The following is a 20,929-nucleotide window of genomic DNA, read 5'->3' on the forward strand; positions in this document are numbered from 1 at the left end:
GTATTAACGTAGGCTACGTGCTTTGCTAACCTTAGATGGTGTTTCTTCGATTACCTCACGTGCCTCCTGCGCCTTTCGATACTCAATTGCTTTGATTTGCTGACGCGCCGCTTCAATTGATTCCTGTTGGTCCGCCTCGATACGATATGCGTCTAACTGATCCATTAATTCTTGTTCTTCGGCACTCAAATTATAGCCAGGTAATTCACTGGGCACAATCCCCATGCGATCAATCACACGGGGATCAATGATGTCCCGATAGGTGCTGCCATCTGGGTTGAGTGTTTTTGCTGTAATGAAAATGATCAAATTACGCTGGGTCACTTCGTCCGATTCACTGCTAAAGAGTCGACCAACCCCTGGTAAATTCCCTAATACAGGCACTTTGGTATCACGCTTGGTGATACCATCTTCAACTAAGCCACCAATCGCCAAGGTGTAACCGTCTTTAATCATGATCGTGGTTTCTGTGCGACGACTTTCAATGATTGGAATTTCTGTATTTTCAATCAGAGCAAAACGATCCGAACTAGAGACTTCTGGAATGATCTTCAGGTTGATGAAACCAGCGCTATTCACTTGTGGTGTCACATCCAGATTAATCCCGATATCTTCATAATTGATTTCATCGAGCTGACGTTGTCCCGTTTCCGCATTAAAGGTATACTCTGGGATCGGATAGCGTTCACCGATCGCAATTTTCGCCTGCGTATTATTCAAGGTCACAACCGTTGGATTAGAAACCAGTTTAATATCATCCTGCGTATTTAAGGCACTTAAAATGACTTCAAACTGATCCGCAGAAAACAAAGCAGTATCTAAGCGACTGGTAGATGCAACGTTAGTAATCGTATCACTGAAAGTAGTGCCATTATCGTAAGTCACTCCGTCATCAGAATTCACCCCTGCATCATCAATTGTCCCTGAAGTCGTTGTGTTAGTACTCGAACGTTCACGTGACCATTCACGCTGAAAAGGACCAGCGGAGGCACTGTACCCACTCAGCGATGCCCAATTCACACCCAGGTTTTTGGTGTCTGTATTCGTGATTTCAATAAATTTGGACTCAATCATCACCTGATCGGTGGCTTTATCCAAACGCTCTATGATCTCTTGGATCTTATTCATACGTGAGGGGCGTTCAGTAATCACCAGTGCATTACTGCGCACATCGACTTGAATACGACCACCTGCTGCGTTATCAATCAAGGGTGCGATAGAACCTTGTAAGTCCTGGGCTCTAGCATAATTTGCAATAAATACACGAGTATCTACTGGCTCTGTTGTGAGCTCTTCGACACTTTTAATGCGAATGATATTTCGGTCCTCAACGTAGGTATATCCCAGTGGTCCTAATACGACTTCGAAAGCTTGCCCCCATGTAATATTACGCAACTTAATCGAAGTACGCCCTTGCAAGGTGTCCGGGATCACCAGATTCAACTCAAATAAATCAGCCACATTACGTAAGATTGTGCGTACGTCTTCATCTGGAAAATCAACCGAAATAGTTTCCTCGCTGGCGAGTGTAGCTTCACCCGGAGCGCTCGCCTCTTGACCTGGAATCTCAAGCACAATCTCCATATCTGTCGGTAGACTCTCGGTAACAACCGGAATCATAGGCGCCTCCTCATCAATGCTGGCTCCTTCAATCGGTGCATCAGGAATCTCCACAACCTCGACTTCTACAGGTGTTTCAGGGGGCTCTACGAGCTCTACGGGAGCATCTATGGCGATGGCTTCAGCGCCAGCAGCATCTTCCACGACAATGACGTCTGAAAGGTCGATATCTACAAGCGCGGGTTCATCAGTCTGTGCCCATAAAACAATCGGTGCAAGAAGCCATAAGGAATAATGTGTGTGCTTTTTCATAGAACGTAGATATCTGAGGAGTCGATTAATGTAGTTAGGATGATATTATGATATAAAATGTAACGGTTCGGGATCAGCGGACTTAATTCAATTTAATGGCACCCGCACTGGATCCAGAGCCACTCAAATGAATTGTCTGACTCGCAGCACCTAATTTAAGCGTATAACCATCACCGGAGATCTCAGTAATTGTTACAGTAAACGTCTGGCCCTGCGCTTGCGGAATACTCACAGGAAAACTGGCACCAGGCTTGAGCAGACTTCCCCCATTCAGCTGAAGGTAGCGAACATCTCCACGCGCGAGTGTGCCACGTACTTGCTGTGAAAAATTCTGGACGACAACTCGTAGGACGGAGGCCTCATCGTAATTAATGACAGTCGCTTCCTTCGCATCAACAGCCTCCCCATTAACTAGGGCAACAACGGGTTGCTCAAAGGCAAAAGGTGTATCGACATCAGCACTATCACTTAAAAAAGCTTCATCTTTAGCGGTTAGATAAAACTGGGCCACCTCTAAAACATGTTTACGACTGCTGGTATTCAACACGAGATCTTTACGCCCACTTAATTTGATCTGCGTTGAGCCATGCATCGACTGTATGGCTAACATGAGTAAAAGCGATGCAGCTAAAATATTCGATAATGTCTTCATTATTGATAGAAAGTTAATCCTTCTCGGCCAGTACAATGACTCGTAAGCGCGCTTCTAATATGTTTGAATCACCCTTACGACTGGAATCGGCAACTTGAAAATCAGCCACACGGATCAACGGCTCCACACGATGCAACTCATACATAAAGGCCAAAATATCATCAAAAGCTCCATTCACAGATATATTATAACCAATGGTCGAGTGGAGCTTTAGCTCACGGGGTCCTCCCTTGGTATAGATCGGATCGCCGGCTGGCATTTGACCAATATTGGAAATGCGCACATCCACCTGATCTTCCAGCGAATAAAAGAAATTGATATTCACGGCCCGTTGATCCCGATTAAACAATCGGGATTCAATTTGCTCAACAAGAGCCTGAACTTCACCCACTTCGTTAGTCAGATTTTTGGAATTCTTCACATTCTGATCAATCGTCCGAATGCGGGAATTCAAATCTGCTTCCTGGGCAATCAGCGCTTCGCCGGCTCCTCCCCGAAGTATGATTGCTAAACAGCACGCTAGCGATACAACTACGCACAATACTGCGAGTGGGTACTGTTTAAGAAAACGTACTGTTTTATTTTCTGCCTTCATGATGCATCCCCTTCTTTCGTCGCGGCTGCTGTTTTACCTGGTGTCAGACTGATACCCAAACGATAGGGGAAAATACCCGTTTTCTCGTCACGCCCTTGCAAAGTTTCATCAATTTCAACCACAAACCCCTCGATCTGTAGCAATGCATCTTCTTCAAGCAGCTGCTTAAAGTCATCCAGCACCGTCAAATTCTTAGCGTTCCCATTGATGTTAATTACGTAGCTAACTACATTCTGATTCCCTTGTTTAGTAATGGATTCGCTAAGGGACACGGATTGAAAGATCAAATCATCAGGCTTGAGCAGCGATAAATCCAAAAGGAACTCATGTGCAAGTAATGGAGCATCGAAAAACTGCTGCACTTCGACAACATATTGAGCTGACTGACGAAACTTTTCACTTTGCTTTAAATTCTCGACGTCGTCAGCGTCTGCAACACGAACCTGTTGCTGCATCTGGGAAATCGTCTGCCTCAAGGTGTACGAACGATATTCACGCTGGAGCAACAAAAAGGCCACACAGAGGGTCAATGTCACCGCGAAAAAATTAATAATAAAGCCCGTCCGAATAACCTTAATATCAGGAAGTTCGGCTTGATTCACAAAATTAGGCCGCCAGTAAGGCTGCATTTCTTTGCGATGTTTACTCACTTTCGCCCTCCTCTCTTAGATGAAATTCACCCATCAGGCTGAATAAGCCCATCCAACGAGATCCTAAATTAGAAACTTCAACCCCTTCACCGAGATTAATTTTAAGTCCTTCCAGCCACTTCTCTAAATTTGGCTGCATGATCTCCAGCCCCAACGAATCTGCCACAGTCTTTGAGACCCATGCTAAATTTTGAGGTAACACACTGATAAATACTTTTTCAATCGTCAGCCCAGTCTGGACTTCATAGAATCCGGTCGACGCCTGAAGCTCTTTTGTCATCCGACGTAGTAACTTTGGCCCCATTTCGGCAAAATCAAAAGTGTTTGAGAAGAATAGCTTGCGAGCGGAACTCTCGTCTTTCAGGCCTAATTCTCGCTGCAATAAAGGATATATACTATCCAAACCAAAAGGAACTGGCCGTGCGACATCCACCTGCCCTTGATTTATAATAAAGATATTCGCGCTCTGGGAGGTCAGTTCAAAACACAAAATCGGCGACTTAATCTCATTAAAGTGGGCATAATCACTGACACCGCCTAATGTCGTCACAGTAGAAAGCTCCAACCGTTCCGGATATATCCCATAACTTAGCAAACGATCCTGTTCGGCCTGAAAAGCGCTTACCGGTCCGCCACAAAACACTAGACGCTTACTGAGACTGGAATTAGGATCAAAATCTGAACCATCCTTCGCGTTTAAGATCGACACAGTACTCACATCAGGGTCGACGTTAAACTCAGACTTGAGTACTCCAGAAAGGAAATTCAGGTCCTTCGCCTTATTATTCGATTCTGCTTCATAATAGCGAACAAAGCGACCTTCGGGATACACTCCAGCTCGAGAAACAAAATATCCAGCACCCTTAAAATCAACTAACTGCTCGAAAAAACCTCGAATCTCCTCAGGAGTATCATCAGCGCTCAGGGAATATTCAGTTAACTCTTCGATCACCATCGGAACCTTGTAACCAGTTGTCCTCGCGGCCAAAATTGAGAACTCTGAAACATCGATGAATAGGCCTTTAGTCTTAGGGTTGAACATACGTAAACTGCGTAGTGAAAATTCTGTAGCACTGGACCAATCGACCTAGCACTGTCCTGAATATGATCGGGTAGATCTATAAGTGCCTACCCTCATTTCGAAACATTGGAGGGCCCCAAGTGCTGAGCAAGTATAAAAGCCATAAGAGCCTACCACAAAGCTCTTAATAAAAAGATATTTACAAATGGCTCCAAAAAGCGCTTCAAATCACGCAAGACAACCCCTCAATCCGCAGGTACGTAGAAACACCTAGGGTTACGATAACAATCCCCTAGGTGTGCCGATACCCCTACACCGGGGCAATCTGAATACTCAAAAGGTATGCAGAGCTTATTTAGAATAGAAATCGTCGATCTTTTGAGCTACGTCACGGTATGAGATATCAGCACCATAGAGCGCCTTAAACTCAACCATCGCCTTATCCATATCACCTTGCTGCTCATAGGCAGAGCCCAACTGATAAAGAACATCTTTCTTTTGGTCAGTCATGCCTGGAATCTCCGACTTTGCGGTAGTCAATTGCTCAGCAGCCAGATCATGGAAACCTTTAGCTAAATAAGCCTTACCCAACAAAATAAGCGCACCGACGCGAACTTTGGGGCTACGTTGAGCCATTTGAAGCTCCTTAATTGCCTTATCCGTTTCACCATCTTCAAAATAAAGCTCACCAAGTTCATAGCGGTAGCCATATTCATTGGGATAGCGCTGAACAAGGTCCTCACATTGCTCAAGGCGGAAGGTACGTTCCTCGGTCCGAAGTCTTTCAAGTTCGGCAATAGCCGCCGCGTCTTCCGGATTGCCCTCCAAACGTGCTTCAACCTCTGCGATCGCCTTCTGCATTTTTTCGCGTTTCAGCGTACCCACTAAACGCTCAAGATTCACGTCTGCACGTCCCGCTTCTAATTCACGTGCTTTGGCCACCCATTCAAGGGCATTGTCATATTCACCGAGCTTACGATAATTCGAAGCAATCTCACGGTAGAAGTTCATATTTTCAGGAGTTTCAGCCACACCACGCTTCGCTTCCTCAATTAGTGCACGCAAACCTGCGTCACCGGTTTTCGCACGCCCAGCCTGCTCCAACTTCTGCGACTCATCCTCATCTTTAAGTTTCTCACGGAAGCTCTTATCTTCCTCCCACTTTCCTTTTTCCATAGTCTGCTCTACAGACGCTTTTTTAATCAGTGACTGCACTTCATCGTCAGCTGGATTTGCACGATACGCAGCTTCACCAATTCGAATCGCTTCTTCGCTATTACCCGTTTTGATGTATACACCCATCAAGGCTTTAATATTTTCTGAATTGCTCGGCTCAAGCTGACGCACTGCTTCATAAGCAAATACCGCGGTGGAATACAACTCCAACTCCTCAGCCGCAGCTCCCAGGATCTTATGGCCGGTCACATTATCTGGATTCGAATTAAGAATTTGTTCCGCAGAATCCATCGCCTTTTGAGGATTCTTTTTAATTTTTGCATCACTACTCATCGAAAAAGGCAGGCTAGTCACCTTAGACAGCAAACCACCAAGCCCTTTGGTCTTTCCTTTAGTAGCACGCTGCTGCGCCTGACGCAGTATTTTACGCGCATCCAAGCACGCATGATTACGGCTTACGATATTAGTCAGAATATCGACGGCATAAGTGGGGTTCTTATCAACCGCTTTGCGTGCATTTTCAATCTGCTTTTGTAGACGAGTATCGAGATCTTTAAGGGCAACTTCTTCCATGATGTATAAATTGTATATTGCTGCGCACTAAGCGCCAAGGGGTCAACTATCAATTACAGAGAGGTCTTTTCTGGCTGCAGTTTCAATACTTTTTAGTGCCGAAGTCACTTCTACCTCAAATCTCCCCTCCACAAGGAGTCGTATTTTTGGCTCCGTCCCCGAATAACGCACCAAGACTCGACCATCTTTTCCAAGCTGAGACTCCACCTCTTGAATTGCTGACTGCAAATTTTTCAACTCAGCTAGCGGCGTCTTGGCATGTACCCGCAGGTTTCGAGTCGCCTGTGGAAACAGATATATCTCCTGTCGCAATTCAGAGAGCTTCTTGCCAGTACGACACATTAATTCTATCAGTTTAATCGCTGCCAAGAGACCATCACCTGTCGTAGCATAATCAGAAAAAATGATATGCCCGGAAGATTCGCCTCCGAGTGAAGCGCCGAGCTCACGCATACGACTGGCAACATAACGATCACCTACTCCCACACGCTCGACCCGGGCACCAAGCTCCTGCAAGGCGCAGTCCAAGCCTAAATTACTATGAATGGTCGCCACCAAAGTATCCGCTCGCAAAACGCCTCGCCGCATGGCATCACAGCCTAAAATTGCCAATAACACATCGCCGTCCACAATAGTGCCGGTTTCATCACAAACGACCAGCCGATCCCCATCACCATCGTGAGCAATACCAATACGAGCGGCATGCTGGAGCACCGCCTCCGACAGTTGCTGCGGGCACTCGCTGCCGACGCCATCATTAATATTAAGCCCGTCCGGCTGATCTCCGATCAAGTGCAAAGTAGCGCCCCAACGACTAAAAACCGCTGGTGAAGTTGCCACCGTTGCGCCATTAGCCAAATCCAATACAATATCCCAATCTGCGAGACAGCCCTGATCCATCAATGAGCGCTGATAATTGACATAAAAGCTCGCAGAATCGAATGGACAAGATTTAGGCGCAGGTAATACAAGCGGCGCGTCTGGCTGCGCCTCCAAAAGCCCCTCAATTATATGCTCCTGTGAATCATCCAATTTACATCCGTTTCGATCGAATAATTTGATACCATTGTCACAGGAAGGATTATGCGACGCAGTCACCGCGAGACCAAAATCCGCCTGACGCTCAAGAACCGATCGCGCCACCGCCGGAGTCGGCACTACTGCCGCGTCCATTACATAAATCTGATAATGATTTAAGCCTGCAGTTAAAGCATCACACAAGGCTACCCCGCTTGATCGTGTATCGCGCCCGATAACCAAATTGAGCTGTCCACTTGGACGTAATTGCTGCAAATACGCTCCCAGCGCACAACCCAAGCGATAAGCAAATTCCGGGCACATCCACGGCTCACCATAACGCCCCCGAATTCCATCCGTTCCAAAATACTTAGCCATATAAACAATCAAGCTTGCTTCGAATAAAAAGACTGCGCGCGACGTAGCCACTGACCAGCCTGCCCAGACTCTACAATCTCACGTGCTAGAGCCACCCCACTCTCCAGATCCACTGACTTCCCTGCGACCCAGAGTGCGACTCCTGCATTCAGTAATAGACTATTCAATAAGCCCTGCGGAATGGCATCTGAGGAACCATTGAATAGAGCCAGTAGAGTTTTCACATTCGCCTGAACATCGCCACCACTCAAGGAATCCAGGTCACAGGCCTCCAAGCCAGCCTGCTGCGCGGGCAGCTCACCTCGCAGCTGCTTGAATCGCCCAAAACCAGCAACTCGATTCATCCCTGCGCAACTCAACTCATCCAATGCCATTCCAGGTGCTGGAGTACAATGCGCAACCAAACCAGCCGACAAGCCCATCACATCCAAGGCATCAGCAATCGGGACAACCCAGCGCTCGGAATATACCCCCATCAATTGATACGCTGGTCGACCTGGATTAATCAACGGACCCAGCAAATTAAAGACGGAACGACGCCCTCCCTCAGCCAAGGCTTTGCGCACTGGCATGATTTCCTTAAATGCAGGATGAAAAGCAGGCGCAAAAAAGAAACAAAAATTCAATGCATCCAGCGAGGCCCGCAGAAGCTCATGAGGAGCCTCCAAACGAATCCCAAGTGCCTCAATCAAATCGGCACTCCCACATTTTGAAGTAATGGAGCGATTACCATGCTTAAAAACAGGCACACCAGCCGCCGCGACAATAAAGGAAACCGCAGTCGAAATGTTAAAGGTACTCGAACCATCCCCGCCCGTGCCACAGACGTCGATCGCCTGCTCAGCCCAACCCTCCACTTGGGGATCCAAAGCCAAGCTCCGAAAAGTTGCCGCAAAGGCCGCAACCTCAACTGCAGTTTCTCCCTTCTCTGCCAGAGCGATCAGGAAGTTTTGCTTCATCTCCAGCTCGACCTCAGGCAAGGCCAGTAAAGATGCAGATTCCTGCGCCTCTTCTGAAGTTAGATCCTGCCCAGCCACAAGAATGCTCGTAAGTTCTTCAATTTCTAACATATAGATTTTGTACAAGCAAAGCTTTCCCTGATTCTGCACAAGCATAAAGCACAAACAGTGACGCCGGAACCAATAAAATTGATGATTTTGTGACTTCACATAGACCCCACAATAACTAGCTTCCGCACATGCTCTCACGAATCAGCCTACTTCTGCTATGTCTCACACTGACATTCAGCCACACCGTAACAGCCAATCCCGAACCTGGGACCACCGAGAGCAGCGAAGTCACCAGCTTAAGCTACAGCGATGCAATCATCTTGGGAATTATCGAAGGCATTACCGAATACCTCCCCGTTTCATCGACAGGACACTTAATTTTAACCAACGCCTTCCTAGGCCTCGACGCAGAGACAGCGATACGTGACGACAATGGTGATTTCATCCTAGTTGAAGATGGGGATGGAGCCCCAGCTCGCCCCTACACGATTGGCGAAGCCGCCTATGCCTATGTCATCGTCATACAAGCCGGTGCTATTGCCGCCGTGGTATTACTCTACTGGCAAACCATTCTAAAAATTTTACTCGGTTGCTTAGGCAAAAGCGCTCAGGGCCGCAAGCTGGCCATCAACTTGATCTGTGCATTCATTCCTGCTGCCGTGATCGGATTAATTTTAAACGACTGGATTGAAGCAACCTTGGGTGACAATGTCAGAGCAGTGGCAGCTGCCCTGATAGTGGGTGCTATCGTCATGCTTATCGTTGAAAAATGGCGTAAACATGGACAAAAAACAGCGATCACACCCGAAGATGGACCTGCTATTCACGAACTCTCCATCCCTCAGTGTATCATGATTGGCTTCTTTCAATGCGTAGCCATGTGGCCAGGCACCAGCCGATCGATGGCCACCATCGTCGGAGGCTACATTGCGGGACTCTCCCCCAAAAACGCTGCAGAATTTAGCTTTTTACTTGGCCTCATTACCTTAAGCGCAGCTTCCGGCTATAAAATTGTCAGCGATGGGTCCAACATGATCAGTGCCTTAGACCTCGGACCAGTGCTACTAGGTTGCGTAGTCGCATTCATCTCATCGGCGCTAGCCGTCAAGTGGCTCGTGACCTACCTAAGTAAACATGGTCTGACACTCTTTGCATGGTACCGTATTGCTCTTGCGATTGCAGTCTTCCTCATACTAGGACGCTAAGTTCTGGGATTGGGCGCAAAGCGTTTCTCAAAAATACTAAATGCTTAGTTGCAGTATATGAGCAAAAACCTTTGAGAAACGCTCTTATAATGCAAAACTTCCTAGAACCGGAATTACATCATTTCGAAAAGTATTTGAACTGAATAGAGGTGCTTTCGGAATGCGGGAAACTCATCCAACCAAGGCATCTGCCTGGGACACGCGGCAGCCAGAACCAGCCCTGAATGGAGCAAGGCCTTTACAAACTACAGACTTGGAACAACATCTCGACCTCTCTCAAAAAAAATCCCCCAATACATCGCATTGGGGGATTGAAAATGGTTATTTATATAAGAGTCGAAAGAGCTAGGCTTTGGGCCCGACGTCCCCAGCCAACTCTTCCTCAAACTCTTCCTCCTGATTAATATAATAATCCTGATAAGCTTTGTCTGAATAATTTGAGTAATAATAACTGGAAACCGAACTGGTAATATTATTCAGAATGGCACCGAATACAGGCGTATTGGACTCCCACAAACGGCGAACATTCACCACAGCAGTTTTACGCTTCACTGTATTGAACTTAATCACATACAAAATACCATCGACTAGTGGCAACAAATTAAGCGCATCACTCACCGCCGCAAGGGGTGGCGAATCCACCACAATACGATCATAGCGATCACGCAACTCGGCGAGCATGGCCTCAAACTGCGCACTATTCAGCACTTGGGTCGGATTCTTCGACTTTCCACCAGTAGGCAGAACATCCAGATTAGGGTACACTTCCTTGATGATCACCTCATCTAAAGCAACACCCTTCTCAATATGATCCAAGACCCCAAATTCATTTTCCAACTGCAAGGAACGTGCGACATTGGGCAGACGTAAATCGGCATCCAACAACAGGGTTTTCTCACCATGGTTGGCAAATGTAAGTGAGAGATTGGAACTAACAAACGACTTCCCCTCACTAGGCACAGTACTTGTGGTTAAGATTATCTTAGCGTTCTTACTCTCATCATTTAGCTTAAGCGCAGAGTGAATCGAACGAAAGGTTTCTGTAACATGTCGATCCACATTAGAGGCCACCGCCTGTGCCTTGGAATTGCTGTCCAATTTTTTAATTCGTGGAATAACACCCAGCATCGGAAGCCCGATCGTGCCCTCAATATCAAAGGCACTCTTCACCCGGTCGTCCAGAAATGCGACCGCAAAGATCAAGCCCATGCCACACGCAATCCCGCCAAAGAAACCTGCTGCCAAGTTCATCACGACATTCGGCGACGACGGTTGATCTTCTGGCGGAGGAAAGGCCTCATCAACAATCCGCGCATTCGGATTCTTCAAATTAACCTGCGCTTTTTCTGTAGTCATGCGCGCATTGAGTGCCTGAAAGAAGTTTTGCTGCACATCGAGATCCCGTAAGAGCGAATTATACTCCACACGTGTCTTGCCCAATTCTATCAGCTCTTTCTCCTTCTCTGCCAAGCGTTGGCTCGCCATCTCAAAATTACTTTTAGATTCGGAATAAGAGGCATAGATCTTATCTACCGAGTTTTGAACGGCGGCATCCAGCTCCAGTTCTGCCTCCTGCAATGTTTGCAAGAGTTGAATCATCGCCGGGTGTTTTTCACGATAGCGCTTGCTCATCGAGGAGATACTGATGCGGGTGCCCGAAATACGTTCTAGTAAGCTAGACACTCGTGGCTGCTCTGAAATGAAGGACAACTCCCACAGATTCTTATTCTCACGGCGATAAGTTTCAATTAAGTTCCACTTGGTCTCCAATTGATCATACACATTCTTATTGGTGAGTTTAATTTCATTCAAGCGTGCGAGCTGTGCACCCGCAATATTCTCATCACTCTGCAAGGATACCGCATTATTACGCTCGCGATACTCAGCGAGTTTAAGCTCCAATTCCTCCACACGTTCTTTTTGCTGATCTGCACGAATACGCAGATCCTCAACTGCCTTCATGGAACCATCGATATTCAACTTCAAATTATAATCGATAAACTCCTTCGCAAAGAGATTGGCAACTTCAGCAGCAACAATTGGATCCGGGTGAGAATAAGCGACACTGATCATCAAGCTCATACGACGCGGAATCACCTTGCGATTACGTCCCAGAATCTCAAGCGGAGTCAGCGGGCCACTCAAACTAAGAGCATCCGTATAGGGTGCCATAAAACGTTCGCGCATTTCATCCTGCAAGCGCTGTTCGACGCCTTTAATTATGGACGAACTCTCAAGCACGCTGATCTGTGTATTCAAATCCTCGGCACTATGAATCTGATTCTGCTCCATCTCAACCCCCTGCCCTAAAGCTGAAGCATCATCACGGAACAACTGCACCTGGGCCACCGCGGTATAGACCTTGGTCTTATTAAATGTATATAAGATCGAACCTGAAAATATGATAAAGAACGCAACAATTAAATACCAAATACGCTCCCGAAACATTAGGAAGTAATCCTGAAATGAACGCTGCGGCGCACCGCCACCGCCATCGCCGTAACCACCTGCTCCATAGTTGCCACCGCCATAGCCATAACCGTAGCCATAGCCATAACCGCCACCATAGCCACCCGCATTGGGATCAGGTCCGCCTCTTACATAGTCGTTCTTCATATTTTTTTCTAAAGGGGGTTAGAAAACACGCTCTGGCACCCAAATGGTATCACCTTCTTTTAAGATAATATCTTTTGCATTCGGATCCTGAATAATACTGCTAAAATTGACCTCCATCTGACGCGCACGTCCGTCTTCGTCGATGCGCTTAATAGTGATCTTTTTAGGATTCCCTAATCGACTCACTCCCCTGACACCAGCAATTGCTTCAGTTAAGGTCAAATCACGATCTGGGGGAATCGCCACCTGACCGGGGCTCCCCACAGAGCCCAAAATATGCACGATTTTGGGCGAGAACTGCACCACTAATAATGAAATTTGAGGGTCAACCAAGTAATCGCGATTATACAGATCCGTCACCAAAGACTGAGCCTCCGCCACCGTCATGCCTGCAAGCTTAACCTTACCAATCAAGGCAAGCGCAACTGAGCCATCCCCTTCAATACGAACACTTTTATCAAGGTCCTCTTCCTGATACACTGTAACCGATATTACATCGGAAGGCTTCAACACATAATTCTCACCAACCACAATGCCCACACCAGCGCCCCCTCCTGAAGAAGAACTCCCGGAGCCATAGGAGGAACTGTCACTGCCAGAGCTACTAGAACTGCCACCATCACTCCCTCCCGACTCTTGCGCATGCAGCAGAGTCGCAGAAATTAGAATTAAAAGAAAACTTAGTAAAGATGACTGCTTCATAAATTAAAAAAATGCCTCAAGCATGAGGCATTTCGACCCAGAAAAGGGGTAAGGGTTTCAATAAAAATTAATAACGCAGTGTCGCAGTCAAATCAACGGTATGGTTGTCGTAGCTTCTGCCTACTTCATTCGAGCTATTCTCGGAATAAGTATATCCACTGCTGAAGCTCCAGTACTGATTTGGGGAGTAAGAAAAGCGAAGACCTGCATTATACTGATCATCATCACGCCCAGTATTTGTATAGTCACGCACGGTATAGCCCAGATTCGCACTCGCCGCAAAATAACTGTTAATGGAGTAAGCAGCACTGACATCGACCGAGGTATTCTCAGTTGATTGACCTTCACCCGCAACTCCGAAGTCTCGGGAAAGATCCAAGCGCATTGTCAACTTAGGCGTTGCCGACCATGAGAAATTAGCATCAAGCCCAAGCATACCGCTGTCATCGGAATTGGGACGATCGTTATCCTGAGTGCGATAGCCGACTTTAAAAGAACCAGTAACCTTAGGCAACAATAGACCACGGGCACCTATATTATAAAATGAGCTTTCACGAGTATAATCACCATTGGGGCTGAGCAACGTGGCATCAACATCTGTATTGGTGTATGAATATCCCAGGCTCAGGTCCACCTTAGACGTCAATTCATAAAACACGTCGACAGGAACAGTTAGCGACTCACGGTCAGCAAAGTAATAGGTATAAGTCTGATACTCAGTCTCAGAATAGCGAAAACCAGAACCAAAACTAAACTTAGGTGACACGCGGTACTCCGCATTTAGATCAGCCTTCACAGTATCAAACTCAATCAAGTCATCAGTAATATTGCTCTCGCCACTGCTACTCTTATTCTCGTCGTAGGCGACGGAACCGCTAACATCCAAACGGCTGGTTTTGTATGAGCCCAAAGCTTTAATATGGAAGAGCTCTACATCCAACTCATCATTATCCTGATAGCGGACTACATCATAACGAGTGATCACACTAAAATCCGCATTAGAAGCACCGCGTCCGACATTAATCTCGAAGCCAGGCGACAGCGTCCAAGTCAAATCATCCACTTCGCTGTCTTCATCGCGAAAGATATTGGACGCCCAGCGCAAGCTGGATGACCCATTAAAGAAGATGTCAGTATTGTCTCCGATGGAAACCAGCGGGGCAGCTGTCATGTCAGCCTGCACTAACAGACCCGACGAGATAATAGAGAGTAGGCAAAGTTGTTTGTTTTTCATATACAGAAAAGAGTAAGTTTCGTGGAATAAGAGAGAAAAACGGCGGGGAGTTAAAGAAAAAATCGCATCTGGATAAAAACCTAGGACGCAAAAAAAACAACTGCAACACGAAAGTCCGCTTTATTTGAGCTTGGCTCAATCACTGGGATGTATAACAAATACTTTACAGCTCCCCCTAACTAAGAGAAATTTCTACCAATGAACAGGCAACGAACGACGCGCAACCCTATGCCCCGGGAAAAACCAATTCTGCTAGGCTACGTAGTCCAAAGAAAAGGAATCGACGGACGAATGGAGATTTCCGTTCGCTGGGGGCGCTTAATCAGCACTTTCCTACTATTAATTGTTGTAGGTTGGTTCGCTATAGCAGGCGCCTTGTATCTCCACTTCAAGTATAACAAGGAGTTCGACCAAGTATCCTATACAAAAATGCTCACACTACTCCCTTTTGGGCTGGAAGAGCATCGAATTGCGATGGGGAATTATCACATTGAAAAGGGACTGGCGGAAATCAAGACCGGCAACTATCGCGACGCACTTCGACTCCTACGCTTGGGAGTCGCTCGGGCACCAGCCAACTTGGAAGGACGTCGCGTGTTAGCCGAATTTTATGAAATCGCTCTAAAACGTCATGACATCGCCGCGGATCAACTACTCCAAGGTCTGGAGCAGGGGGGCATCGACAACATTGATTACCTCAAACAAACACTACGTGTGCTATTGCGCTACCAAATGGATGAAGCGATCCAAAACCTAGCCGATAAATACCTGCCCGACGAGCCTGAGCTAACGGACATCAATCGCACACTCGCCTTTGGAGCTGCCAATGCAAACTACCTCCGCGGAAATTACGATCGGGCGGACGATTACTTGATCAGTTACAATTTACTGGAATCACTCGAAGGTGTCCTACTATCCTCCCAGATCAGTTGGGATCGAGGTAATAAGGTAGCCGCGATCACCAAAATGGAGGAATCGATCCGTCGCTTCCCCAACTCAGAACCCCTACTGATGCAGTTAAGCCGTTACCATCGTGAGCTCGGACAAATCGATGAAGCCCGGCGCTATGCAATCCTGCGCAACGTCAGCGACCCGCTCAGCGCGGCCCCCCGCCTCGAACTGCTCTACATTTACAACAAATCCGGAGATACAGAACGCGAACAACGTGAGACGCAACGGATGCTGCAGCAATTCCGAGACGATGAAGCGGCGCTTCAGGCACTGGCAAACTTTGCCGCCGACACGGGCAACATCGATCTAGCCCGTCGCACCTACGAGGAAGCACTCGAAAACGAATTCGGCATCGATGCTTTTGCGCTACTACTCATTGAAGCCCATTTAGTGCAACAAGACTATGAAGGAGCTTTGGATTTTTCGGAAGAACTACTCAAAGAGCGCCCCGACTGGCTCAGTAAGCGCTGGGCGATTTTCAACAGTCTTCGCGCAGTGGCCTCCTATGGAATCAACCGTCCTGACCTCGGCGAAATATACCTACAAGACTTCATCGACGAGGCAGACAATCAACCACAAACCTATCTAGCAGTGGCACGCAGATTCACCAAAATCAACCGTCACCAACAGGCACGAAAGGTGATGATGGTTGCCTACCAAAAAGCACCAACCAATCAAAAGGTACTTTCTGAGCTCATCCGCACAGAACTAGTACTCGGCAATACAGAAAACTTAAACCGCCTACTATCGCGCTTACTACAAATGCGTCGCCCACAAATGGAACTTCTGGTCGAAGCCTACCACAAACTTGGCAGCGATCGCTTCATATTCACTCCGGACCGTCAGAGTCTCTTATTGCAACTCAGCGCCATCCTGCGCGAAAACTCCCAAACACTTCCGGAACTCAACGGCTAATCCCTCCCCATGCCCCACACACATTAGGCATAGGGCATGGGCATGGGGCTCTCGGCACTCAGCTCTCGGCAAAGACACCCACGGATTGCTGGCTCTTATACTCATATGGATGATCGATCCTATGATTAAAAGTAGCCACCACCACCCGGGTCGCGAACTTAGCTTTGGCACAGCTGCCCTATATATACAAACAATCGATTTGAAGGCGATTTGCTGCAGTCGGCCGAATACCGCGATCTGACTCAATCAATCGGAATTAGACAAGACTTCAACCGTAGCTGCAATCACACGGCGATCATCAACATCGTCCACGGTAATCGCCAAGCCATAGCAACTGAGCCGCTCTCCACACTCGGGGATATGCCCAAGTTCACCCGTAATCAGGCCCCCAAACGTTGAAACCTCCTCGTTGTCGATTTCGATTTCAAGCTCTTCTTCTATGTCATGAATCGGCGTCAACCCCGAGATACGGTAACGTAAGCCACTCGAAAGCACAACAATTTGCTCCTCCTCACTATCAAACTCGTCCTGAATTTCACCGACCAGTTCTTCCAAAATGCTTTCAAGCGTAATCACACCGACGATACCACCAAACTCATCCACCGCTAAAGCCATATGAAATTTAGCACGTAACATACGTTCCAACGCTTCCTCCAAGGGCGTTTCCAAAGGAAACACTGCCACATTGCGCTTCAACTTCATCAGATCGATCTCAGAGACTGGCTCACGCCAACGAAATATATCCTTAATATGAATTAGACCAAGGCATTCATCCAAATCCCCCCGACACAGCGGAAAGCGCGTATGCCCGGCCGCCTTCATTGCTTCCAGATTTGCCTTAATCCCCAAATCTAAATCACAAATCACGACCTGACTACGCGGCAGTAATATATCCTGCACCACCAGCTCTTGCATTTGTAGCGTGCGATTAACGATTTTACGAATCACCCCAGAAAGCTGACTACTGTCCTCCCCCATAGCACGAATTTGCACATCAACATCCAGCGGATTCAGCTCATCATCCACATCAACTCCAATCCGGCGATACAGCGACTTCTTTAACATGCGAAAGAAGAGCATCACAGGAAACGTTAAAAACTGAAATCCAAGCAAAACTCGATAGGAACGACGAATCGCCTTCGAAGGATCGCGCATCGCCAAGCCACGCGGAAAAATCTCTGCAAAAAAGAAATGCACTGATACTGCCAATGTAAATGACACCAAGACCACAATCCAGCGATCCGGAGCAGCTTTCATTTGAAAAAGCCCAAAAAAATCACTCACCAAGGGCATTAATAGTAGACCGACTGCTACCGTGCACAGCGTCTTACTAAAGCGCACCACGCGGCCAGTTTGATCGCTATGATCAATCAAGCGAGCCAAGCCCGGAAGCTGCTTCAACTCCCCCAGTTGCTCCTCACTTGGTTTACGATAACGAAATTTAACCAAACTAATCTCGCACATCACTAAAAAGGCATGCAGCACGAGCATTAAGCCCACCGAGGCCAAGGAAATCCCAAAACGAATCCAAGCGTCACTCATAATTAAGCAGAAACTCCAGTGTTTTGAGCCACCTCACGCGCCACATCCAGCAAACGAAGATTCTCCGCTTCCGTGCCAATCGTGATACGCACGTATGCAGCCATACCATAGGGCGCCAGTGGACGCACAATCAGGCCGCGCTGTTGTAATGCCTGAAAAAAAGCAGTGCCATCGCCTACATTCGACAGTACAAAATTAGCCTGCCCTCCAAGCGTAGGATAACCAATTGCTTCCAAGCCAGCCACTAAGCACGCACGACCGCTCTCATTCTCTGAGCGACACATCTGCACAAACGCATCATCTTTCAGAGCGCTCGTCGCCGCGGCTTGTGCAACAGCATTCACATTAAAAGGTTGCCGCACACGCTGAAGTAGCTGAATCAGTTCGGGCGCACCATAACCATAGCCCACTCGCAATCCCCCAAGACCATAGATTTTGGAAAACGTGCGCATGCAAAAGACCTTACAGCCCGCATGCACTTGAGCCCGCAGATCGGGAGCCTGCTCCAAATACTCCGCATACGCCTCATCCAAGCAGAGTATAACATGCTCAGGCAAAGATTCCGCTAACTCAATGAGTTCGGCTTCCGAATTCGCCACACCCGTCGGGTTATTTGGACTGGCGACAAAAAGCAGACGTGTGCGCTCAGTCACCGCAGCACGCATCGCCTTTAAGTCATGCCCAAAATCCACCATTGGCACCTCCACCGGAGTGGCCCCGAACAATTTAGTGATCAGCTTATAGACAATAAATGCCTGAGCCCCCATCACAACTTCCAACCCTGGACGCAAAAATGCATGCCCCAGTAGTTCAATAATTTCATTGGAGCCATTACCTATAATCAGAGCGTCCTCGCCCACACCACGTAGCTCGGCAATCGCGGAGCGCAATTGACAGCAGCTACCATCTGGATACAGATGGGCAGTCTTCAAAGCCATCTGAGCCGCCGCCATTGCTTTCGGCGAAGGTCCAAACGGATTTTCGTTTGAGGCGAGTTTAGCTATTTGGGTAGGGTCTAGTCCATACTCCTGAGCTACATACTCAATAGGTTTTCCGGGCTCATAGACCGGTTGTTCATGCACACCGGCATTCGCGAGTTCAGCGTATTTCATTGATAATCGGCTTTGAACTTGCCTCTCCCATTCACGATTGCAACAAAACAAAGCTTAAGAAACCATGAAGATTTTACTCACTGGCGCCTCCGGACTCCTCGGCCATGCTTATGCACAGGCCGCCGTCCGGCGCGGTCACTCCGTCACCGCACTCTATAATAAGACTCCAGCGACCGCCAATGGCCTCGCCCGGACGATCCAACTAGACGCCGTACAGCCGGAAGCGCTGACGGGGCTTTGCTTGGAAACTTGGCCTGACGTCATCGTCAACTGTGCTGCGATCTCCAATCCATCCGCGGTCGATGCCAACCCACAGCTCGCCGAAAAGATCAATGTCGCCCTACCACGTTTACTGGCTCAGCTCTCGACTCACCTTGGGGCCCGCTTGCTGCATGTCTCCACTGATATGGTATTTGATGGGCATGCCAGCGAACCTTACCGCTCGACAGACATGCCCTGCCCGACCAACCTATATGGACAAACCAAGCTGATGGCTGAACGTGAGGTATTAGAGCACAACCCTGAAGACCCCGTAGTTTTGCGGATCCCTATACTCATGGGCAACAGCCCGAGCGGTCAGCGCAGCGTACATGAAAAATTGATCGCCGCGGTGCATGCGGGCCAACGTCCGAAACTGTTCTGCGACGAAATGCGCCAACCGTGCTCTGCCTCCAATGTCGCCGAGGTATTGCTCGAATTAAGCGAACGCCGTGACCTACACGGAATTTTCCACTGGGCTGGTAGCGAAACAATGAGCCGCTTCGAAATGGGTCAACGCATTCTCAAGCACTTTGGCCTACCACTCGATTCAGTGGAATCTGCCTGCGGCGAAGATGACACGCGCCCCGCCAATCTAACCTTCAACCTGCACCCCATTGTTTCAAAACTGAAAACGAAACCAGTCGATTTCGAAGCGCAACTGGAAGAGCTGACTCGTATCGAACCGCTCAACGCCTAATGCTCATCGCCCTCCCCAACGCCTTCGGCGATGCCATAACCAATATGGCAATCGACGCCACATTGCTCGCGACGATCCCAACAGATCTCGCCGCTTTTCGGCACTATGGCTGGCTGGAACCAGCGACTACCTTCGGCTACGCTCAGGGTTATCACGCGGTCGAAAACATAACAGACAAAGACATGACCCTCGTGCGTCGCATGACCGGAGGAGGGATCGTCGACCACCGCAACGACTGGACCTATGCTCTCATTCTCCACCGTTCACTGCCCTGCTCGGTGATCCCCGCGAACGCGCTCTACGAACGAATCCATCGTGCCATTCATTTGGCGCTACAAGAAATGAACGTCGAGAGCTGCCTCGCCCCCTGTCCCAAAGACTGCAACGCCCCTCAGTCCCAGGCGAAACAGACTCCGCCCGAAACTCGCATACTGCGTCCAGTCTCCCAGTGCTTTGTCACGCCCGCCGCCAATGATGTATTACGCCGCGACGGACAAAAAATCGCCGGAGCCGCAATGAAGCGCACGCGGCAAGGCCTACTCATCCAAGGCTCGCTCGATCGCGACGCACTCCCCGAAAACTTCGACTGGGCCCAATTCCAATCACGCTTACTCACAAAATTGACCTCCATCCTCAGCCTGCCGATCGGCCAGCTCGATGATATTCGCCCACTCTTTAATAGCGAACAAATCGAACACGAAAAAGAACGCTTCGCAGATCAGAGATGGAACCAAAAAAGATAAATAGACT

17 protein-coding genes are annotated in these 20,929 nt (G+C 48.1%); 4 read left to right on the forward strand and 13 right to left on the reverse strand.

Annotation, left to right across the window (positions count from 1 at the left end; genetic code table 11):
• Positions 1-3: 3 nt before the first annotated feature.
• The 8 genes from QEH59_RS01295 to trpD form a co-directional block, all read right to left on the reverse strand.
• Entirely contained in the window at positions 4-1,872 is a 1,869-nt protein-coding gene (locus tag QEH59_RS01295; protein ID WP_308983552.1) for a type II secretion system protein GspD, read from the reverse strand.
• 82 nt (positions 1,873-1,954) lie between these two features.
• On the reverse strand, positions 1,955-2,524 hold the full coding sequence (locus QEH59_RS01300; protein WP_308983553.1) for a hypothetical protein: 570 nt from the start codon (positions 2,522-2,524) through the stop codon (positions 1,955-1,957).
• Positions 2,525-2,537: 13 nt separating this feature from the next.
• Positions 2,538-3,119, reverse strand: coding sequence for a hypothetical protein (locus QEH59_RS01305; RefSeq protein WP_308983554.1), 582 nt, complete (start codon positions 3,117-3,119; stop codon positions 2,538-2,540).
• Positions 3,116-3,721 (reverse strand): hypothetical protein, encoded by a 606-nt coding sequence (locus QEH59_RS01310; protein WP_308983555.1) that lies wholly within the window; start codon positions 3,719-3,721, stop codon positions 3,116-3,118. Before QEH59_RS01310 ends, QEH59_RS01305 begins: the two co-directional genes overlap by 4 nt.
• A gap of 40 nt (positions 3,722-3,761) precedes the next feature.
• Positions 3,762-4,811, reverse strand: a complete 1,050-nt coding sequence (locus tag QEH59_RS01315; protein ID WP_308983556.1) for a hypothetical protein — start codon at positions 4,809-4,811, stop codon at positions 3,762-3,764.
• Between the two features lie 330 nt (positions 4,812-5,141).
• Positions 5,142-6,539, reverse strand: a complete 1,398-nt coding sequence (locus QEH59_RS01320; protein ID WP_308983557.1) for a tetratricopeptide repeat protein — start codon at positions 6,537-6,539, stop codon at positions 5,142-5,144.
• 42 nt (positions 6,540-6,581) lie between these two features.
• Complete coding sequence (glmM, locus tag QEH59_RS01325) at positions 6,582-7,934, reverse strand: phosphoglucosamine mutase (RefSeq protein ID WP_308983558.1); 1,353 nt, start codon at positions 7,932-7,934, stop codon at positions 6,582-6,584.
• 8 nt (positions 7,935-7,942) lie between these two features.
• Entirely contained in the window at positions 7,943-9,004 is a 1,062-nt protein-coding gene (gene trpD, locus QEH59_RS01330) for an anthranilate phosphoribosyltransferase (protein ID WP_308983559.1), read from the reverse strand.
• A gap of 128 nt (positions 9,005-9,132) precedes the next feature.
• On the opposite strand from trpD, the gene QEH59_RS01335 reads away from it, so the two are divergent.
• A complete protein-coding gene (locus QEH59_RS01335; RefSeq protein ID WP_308983560.1) occupies positions 9,133-10,149 on the forward strand; it encodes an undecaprenyl-diphosphate phosphatase in 1,017 nt (338 codons plus the stop codon).
• Between the two features lie 345 nt (positions 10,150-10,494).
• On the opposite strand, the gene QEH59_RS01340 is transcribed toward QEH59_RS01335, so the two are convergent.
• The 3 genes from QEH59_RS01340 to QEH59_RS01350 all read right to left on the reverse strand — a co-directional run bounded on the left by QEH59_RS01340 (position 10,495) and on the right by QEH59_RS01350 (position 14,701).
• Complete coding sequence (locus QEH59_RS01340) at positions 10,495-12,765, reverse strand: GumC family protein (protein WP_308983561.1); 2,271 nt, start codon at positions 12,763-12,765, stop codon at positions 10,495-10,497.
• An 18-nt stretch (positions 12,766-12,783) separates the two neighbouring features.
• Entirely contained in the window at positions 12,784-13,467 is a 684-nt protein-coding gene (locus QEH59_RS01345; RefSeq protein WP_308983562.1) for a polysaccharide biosynthesis/export family protein, read from the reverse strand.
• A 67-nt stretch (positions 13,468-13,534) separates the two neighbouring features.
• Positions 13,535-14,701, reverse strand: a complete 1,167-nt coding sequence (locus QEH59_RS01350; protein WP_308983563.1) for an outer membrane beta-barrel protein — start codon at positions 14,699-14,701, stop codon at positions 13,535-13,537.
• A gap of 198 nt (positions 14,702-14,899) precedes the next feature.
• On the opposite strand from QEH59_RS01350, the gene QEH59_RS01355 reads away from it, so the two are divergent.
• Entirely contained in the window at positions 14,900-16,567 is a 1,668-nt protein-coding gene (locus QEH59_RS01355) for a tetratricopeptide repeat protein (RefSeq protein WP_308983564.1), read from the forward strand.
• 246 nt (positions 16,568-16,813) lie between these two features.
• Here QEH59_RS01355 and QEH59_RS01360 read toward each other — a convergent pair whose 3' ends face one another.
• Positions 16,814-18,109 carry a hemolysin family protein gene (locus tag QEH59_RS01360; RefSeq protein ID WP_308983565.1) on the reverse strand — a complete coding sequence of 432 codons (1,296 nt, stop codon included), beginning with the start codon at positions 18,107-18,109 and terminating at the stop codon, positions 16,814-16,816.
• Positions 18,110-18,111: 2 nt separating this feature from the next.
• Positions 18,112-19,221, reverse strand: a complete 1,110-nt coding sequence (gene hisC, locus QEH59_RS01365; protein WP_308983566.1) for a histidinol-phosphate transaminase — start codon at positions 19,219-19,221, stop codon at positions 18,112-18,114.
• 64 nt (positions 19,222-19,285) lie between these two features.
• On the opposite strand from hisC, the gene QEH59_RS01370 reads away from it, so the two are divergent.
• Entirely contained in the window at positions 19,286-20,179 is an 894-nt protein-coding gene (locus QEH59_RS01370) for an SDR family oxidoreductase (RefSeq protein ID WP_308983567.1), read from the forward strand.
• Positions 20,179-20,922 carry a lipoyl protein ligase domain-containing protein gene (locus QEH59_RS01375; RefSeq protein WP_308983568.1) on the forward strand — a complete coding sequence of 248 codons (744 nt, stop codon included), beginning with the start codon at positions 20,179-20,181 and terminating at the stop codon, positions 20,920-20,922. Before QEH59_RS01370 ends, QEH59_RS01375 begins: the two co-directional genes overlap by 1 nt.
• Positions 20,923-20,929 lie beyond the last annotated feature (7 nt).

Source organism: Thalassobacterium sedimentorum, from assembly GCF_031127905.1.
In the GTDB taxonomy this organism is placed as follows: domain Bacteria; phylum Verrucomicrobiota; class Verrucomicrobiia; order Opitutales; family Coraliomargaritaceae; genus Thalassobacterium; species Thalassobacterium sedimentorum.

Bases quoted from the DNA above. Each gene is read 5' to 3' on its own strand.
- QEH59_RS01370 (WP_308983567.1), top strand. From the start codon at position 19,286: ATGAAGATTTTACTCACTGGCGCCTCCGGACTCCTCGGCCATGCTTAT.
- QEH59_RS01295 (WP_308983552.1), bottom strand. From the start codon at position 1,872: ATGAAAAAGCACACACATTATTCCTTATGGCTTCTTGCACCGATTGTT.
- QEH59_RS01350 (WP_308983563.1), bottom strand. From the start codon at position 14,701: ATGAAAAACAAACAACTTTGCCTACTCTCTATTATCTCGTCGGGTCTG.
- trpD (WP_308983559.1), bottom strand. From the start codon at position 9,004: ATGTTAGAAATTGAAGAACTTACGAGCATTCTTGTGGCTGGGCAGGAT.
- QEH59_RS01315 (WP_308983556.1), bottom strand. From the start codon at position 4,811: ATGTTCAACCCTAAGACTAAAGGCCTATTCATCGATGTTTCAGAGTTC.
- QEH59_RS01335 (WP_308983560.1), top strand. From the start codon at position 9,133: ATGCTCTCACGAATCAGCCTACTTCTGCTATGTCTCACACTGACATTC.
- hisC (WP_308983566.1), bottom strand. From the start codon at position 19,221: ATGAAATACGCTGAACTCGCGAATGCCGGTGTGCATGAACAACCGGTC.
- QEH59_RS01355 (WP_308983564.1), top strand. From the start codon at position 14,900: ATGAACAGGCAACGAACGACGCGCAACCCTATGCCCCGGGAAAAACCA.
- QEH59_RS01340 (WP_308983561.1), bottom strand. From the start codon at position 12,765: ATGAAGAACGACTATGTAAGAGGCGGACCTGATCCCAATGCGGGTGGC.
- QEH59_RS01345 (WP_308983562.1), bottom strand. From the start codon at position 13,467: ATGAAGCAGTCATCTTTACTAAGTTTTCTTTTAATTCTAATTTCTGCG.
- QEH59_RS01360 (WP_308983565.1), bottom strand. From the start codon at position 18,109: ATGAGTGACGCTTGGATTCGTTTTGGGATTTCCTTGGCCTCGGTGGGC.
- QEH59_RS01300 (WP_308983553.1), bottom strand. From the start codon at position 2,524: ATGAAGACATTATCGAATATTTTAGCTGCATCGCTTTTACTCATGTTA.
- QEH59_RS01305 (WP_308983554.1), bottom strand. From the start codon at position 3,119: ATGAAGGCAGAAAATAAAACAGTACGTTTTCTTAAACAGTACCCACTC.
- glmM (WP_308983558.1), bottom strand. From the start codon at position 7,934: ATGGCTAAGTATTTTGGAACGGATGGAATTCGGGGGCGTTATGGTGAG.
- QEH59_RS01320 (WP_308983557.1), bottom strand. From the start codon at position 6,539: ATGGAAGAAGTTGCCCTTAAAGATCTCGATACTCGTCTACAAAAGCAG.
- QEH59_RS01375 (WP_308983568.1), top strand. From the start codon at position 20,179: ATGCTCATCGCCCTCCCCAACGCCTTCGGCGATGCCATAACCAATATG.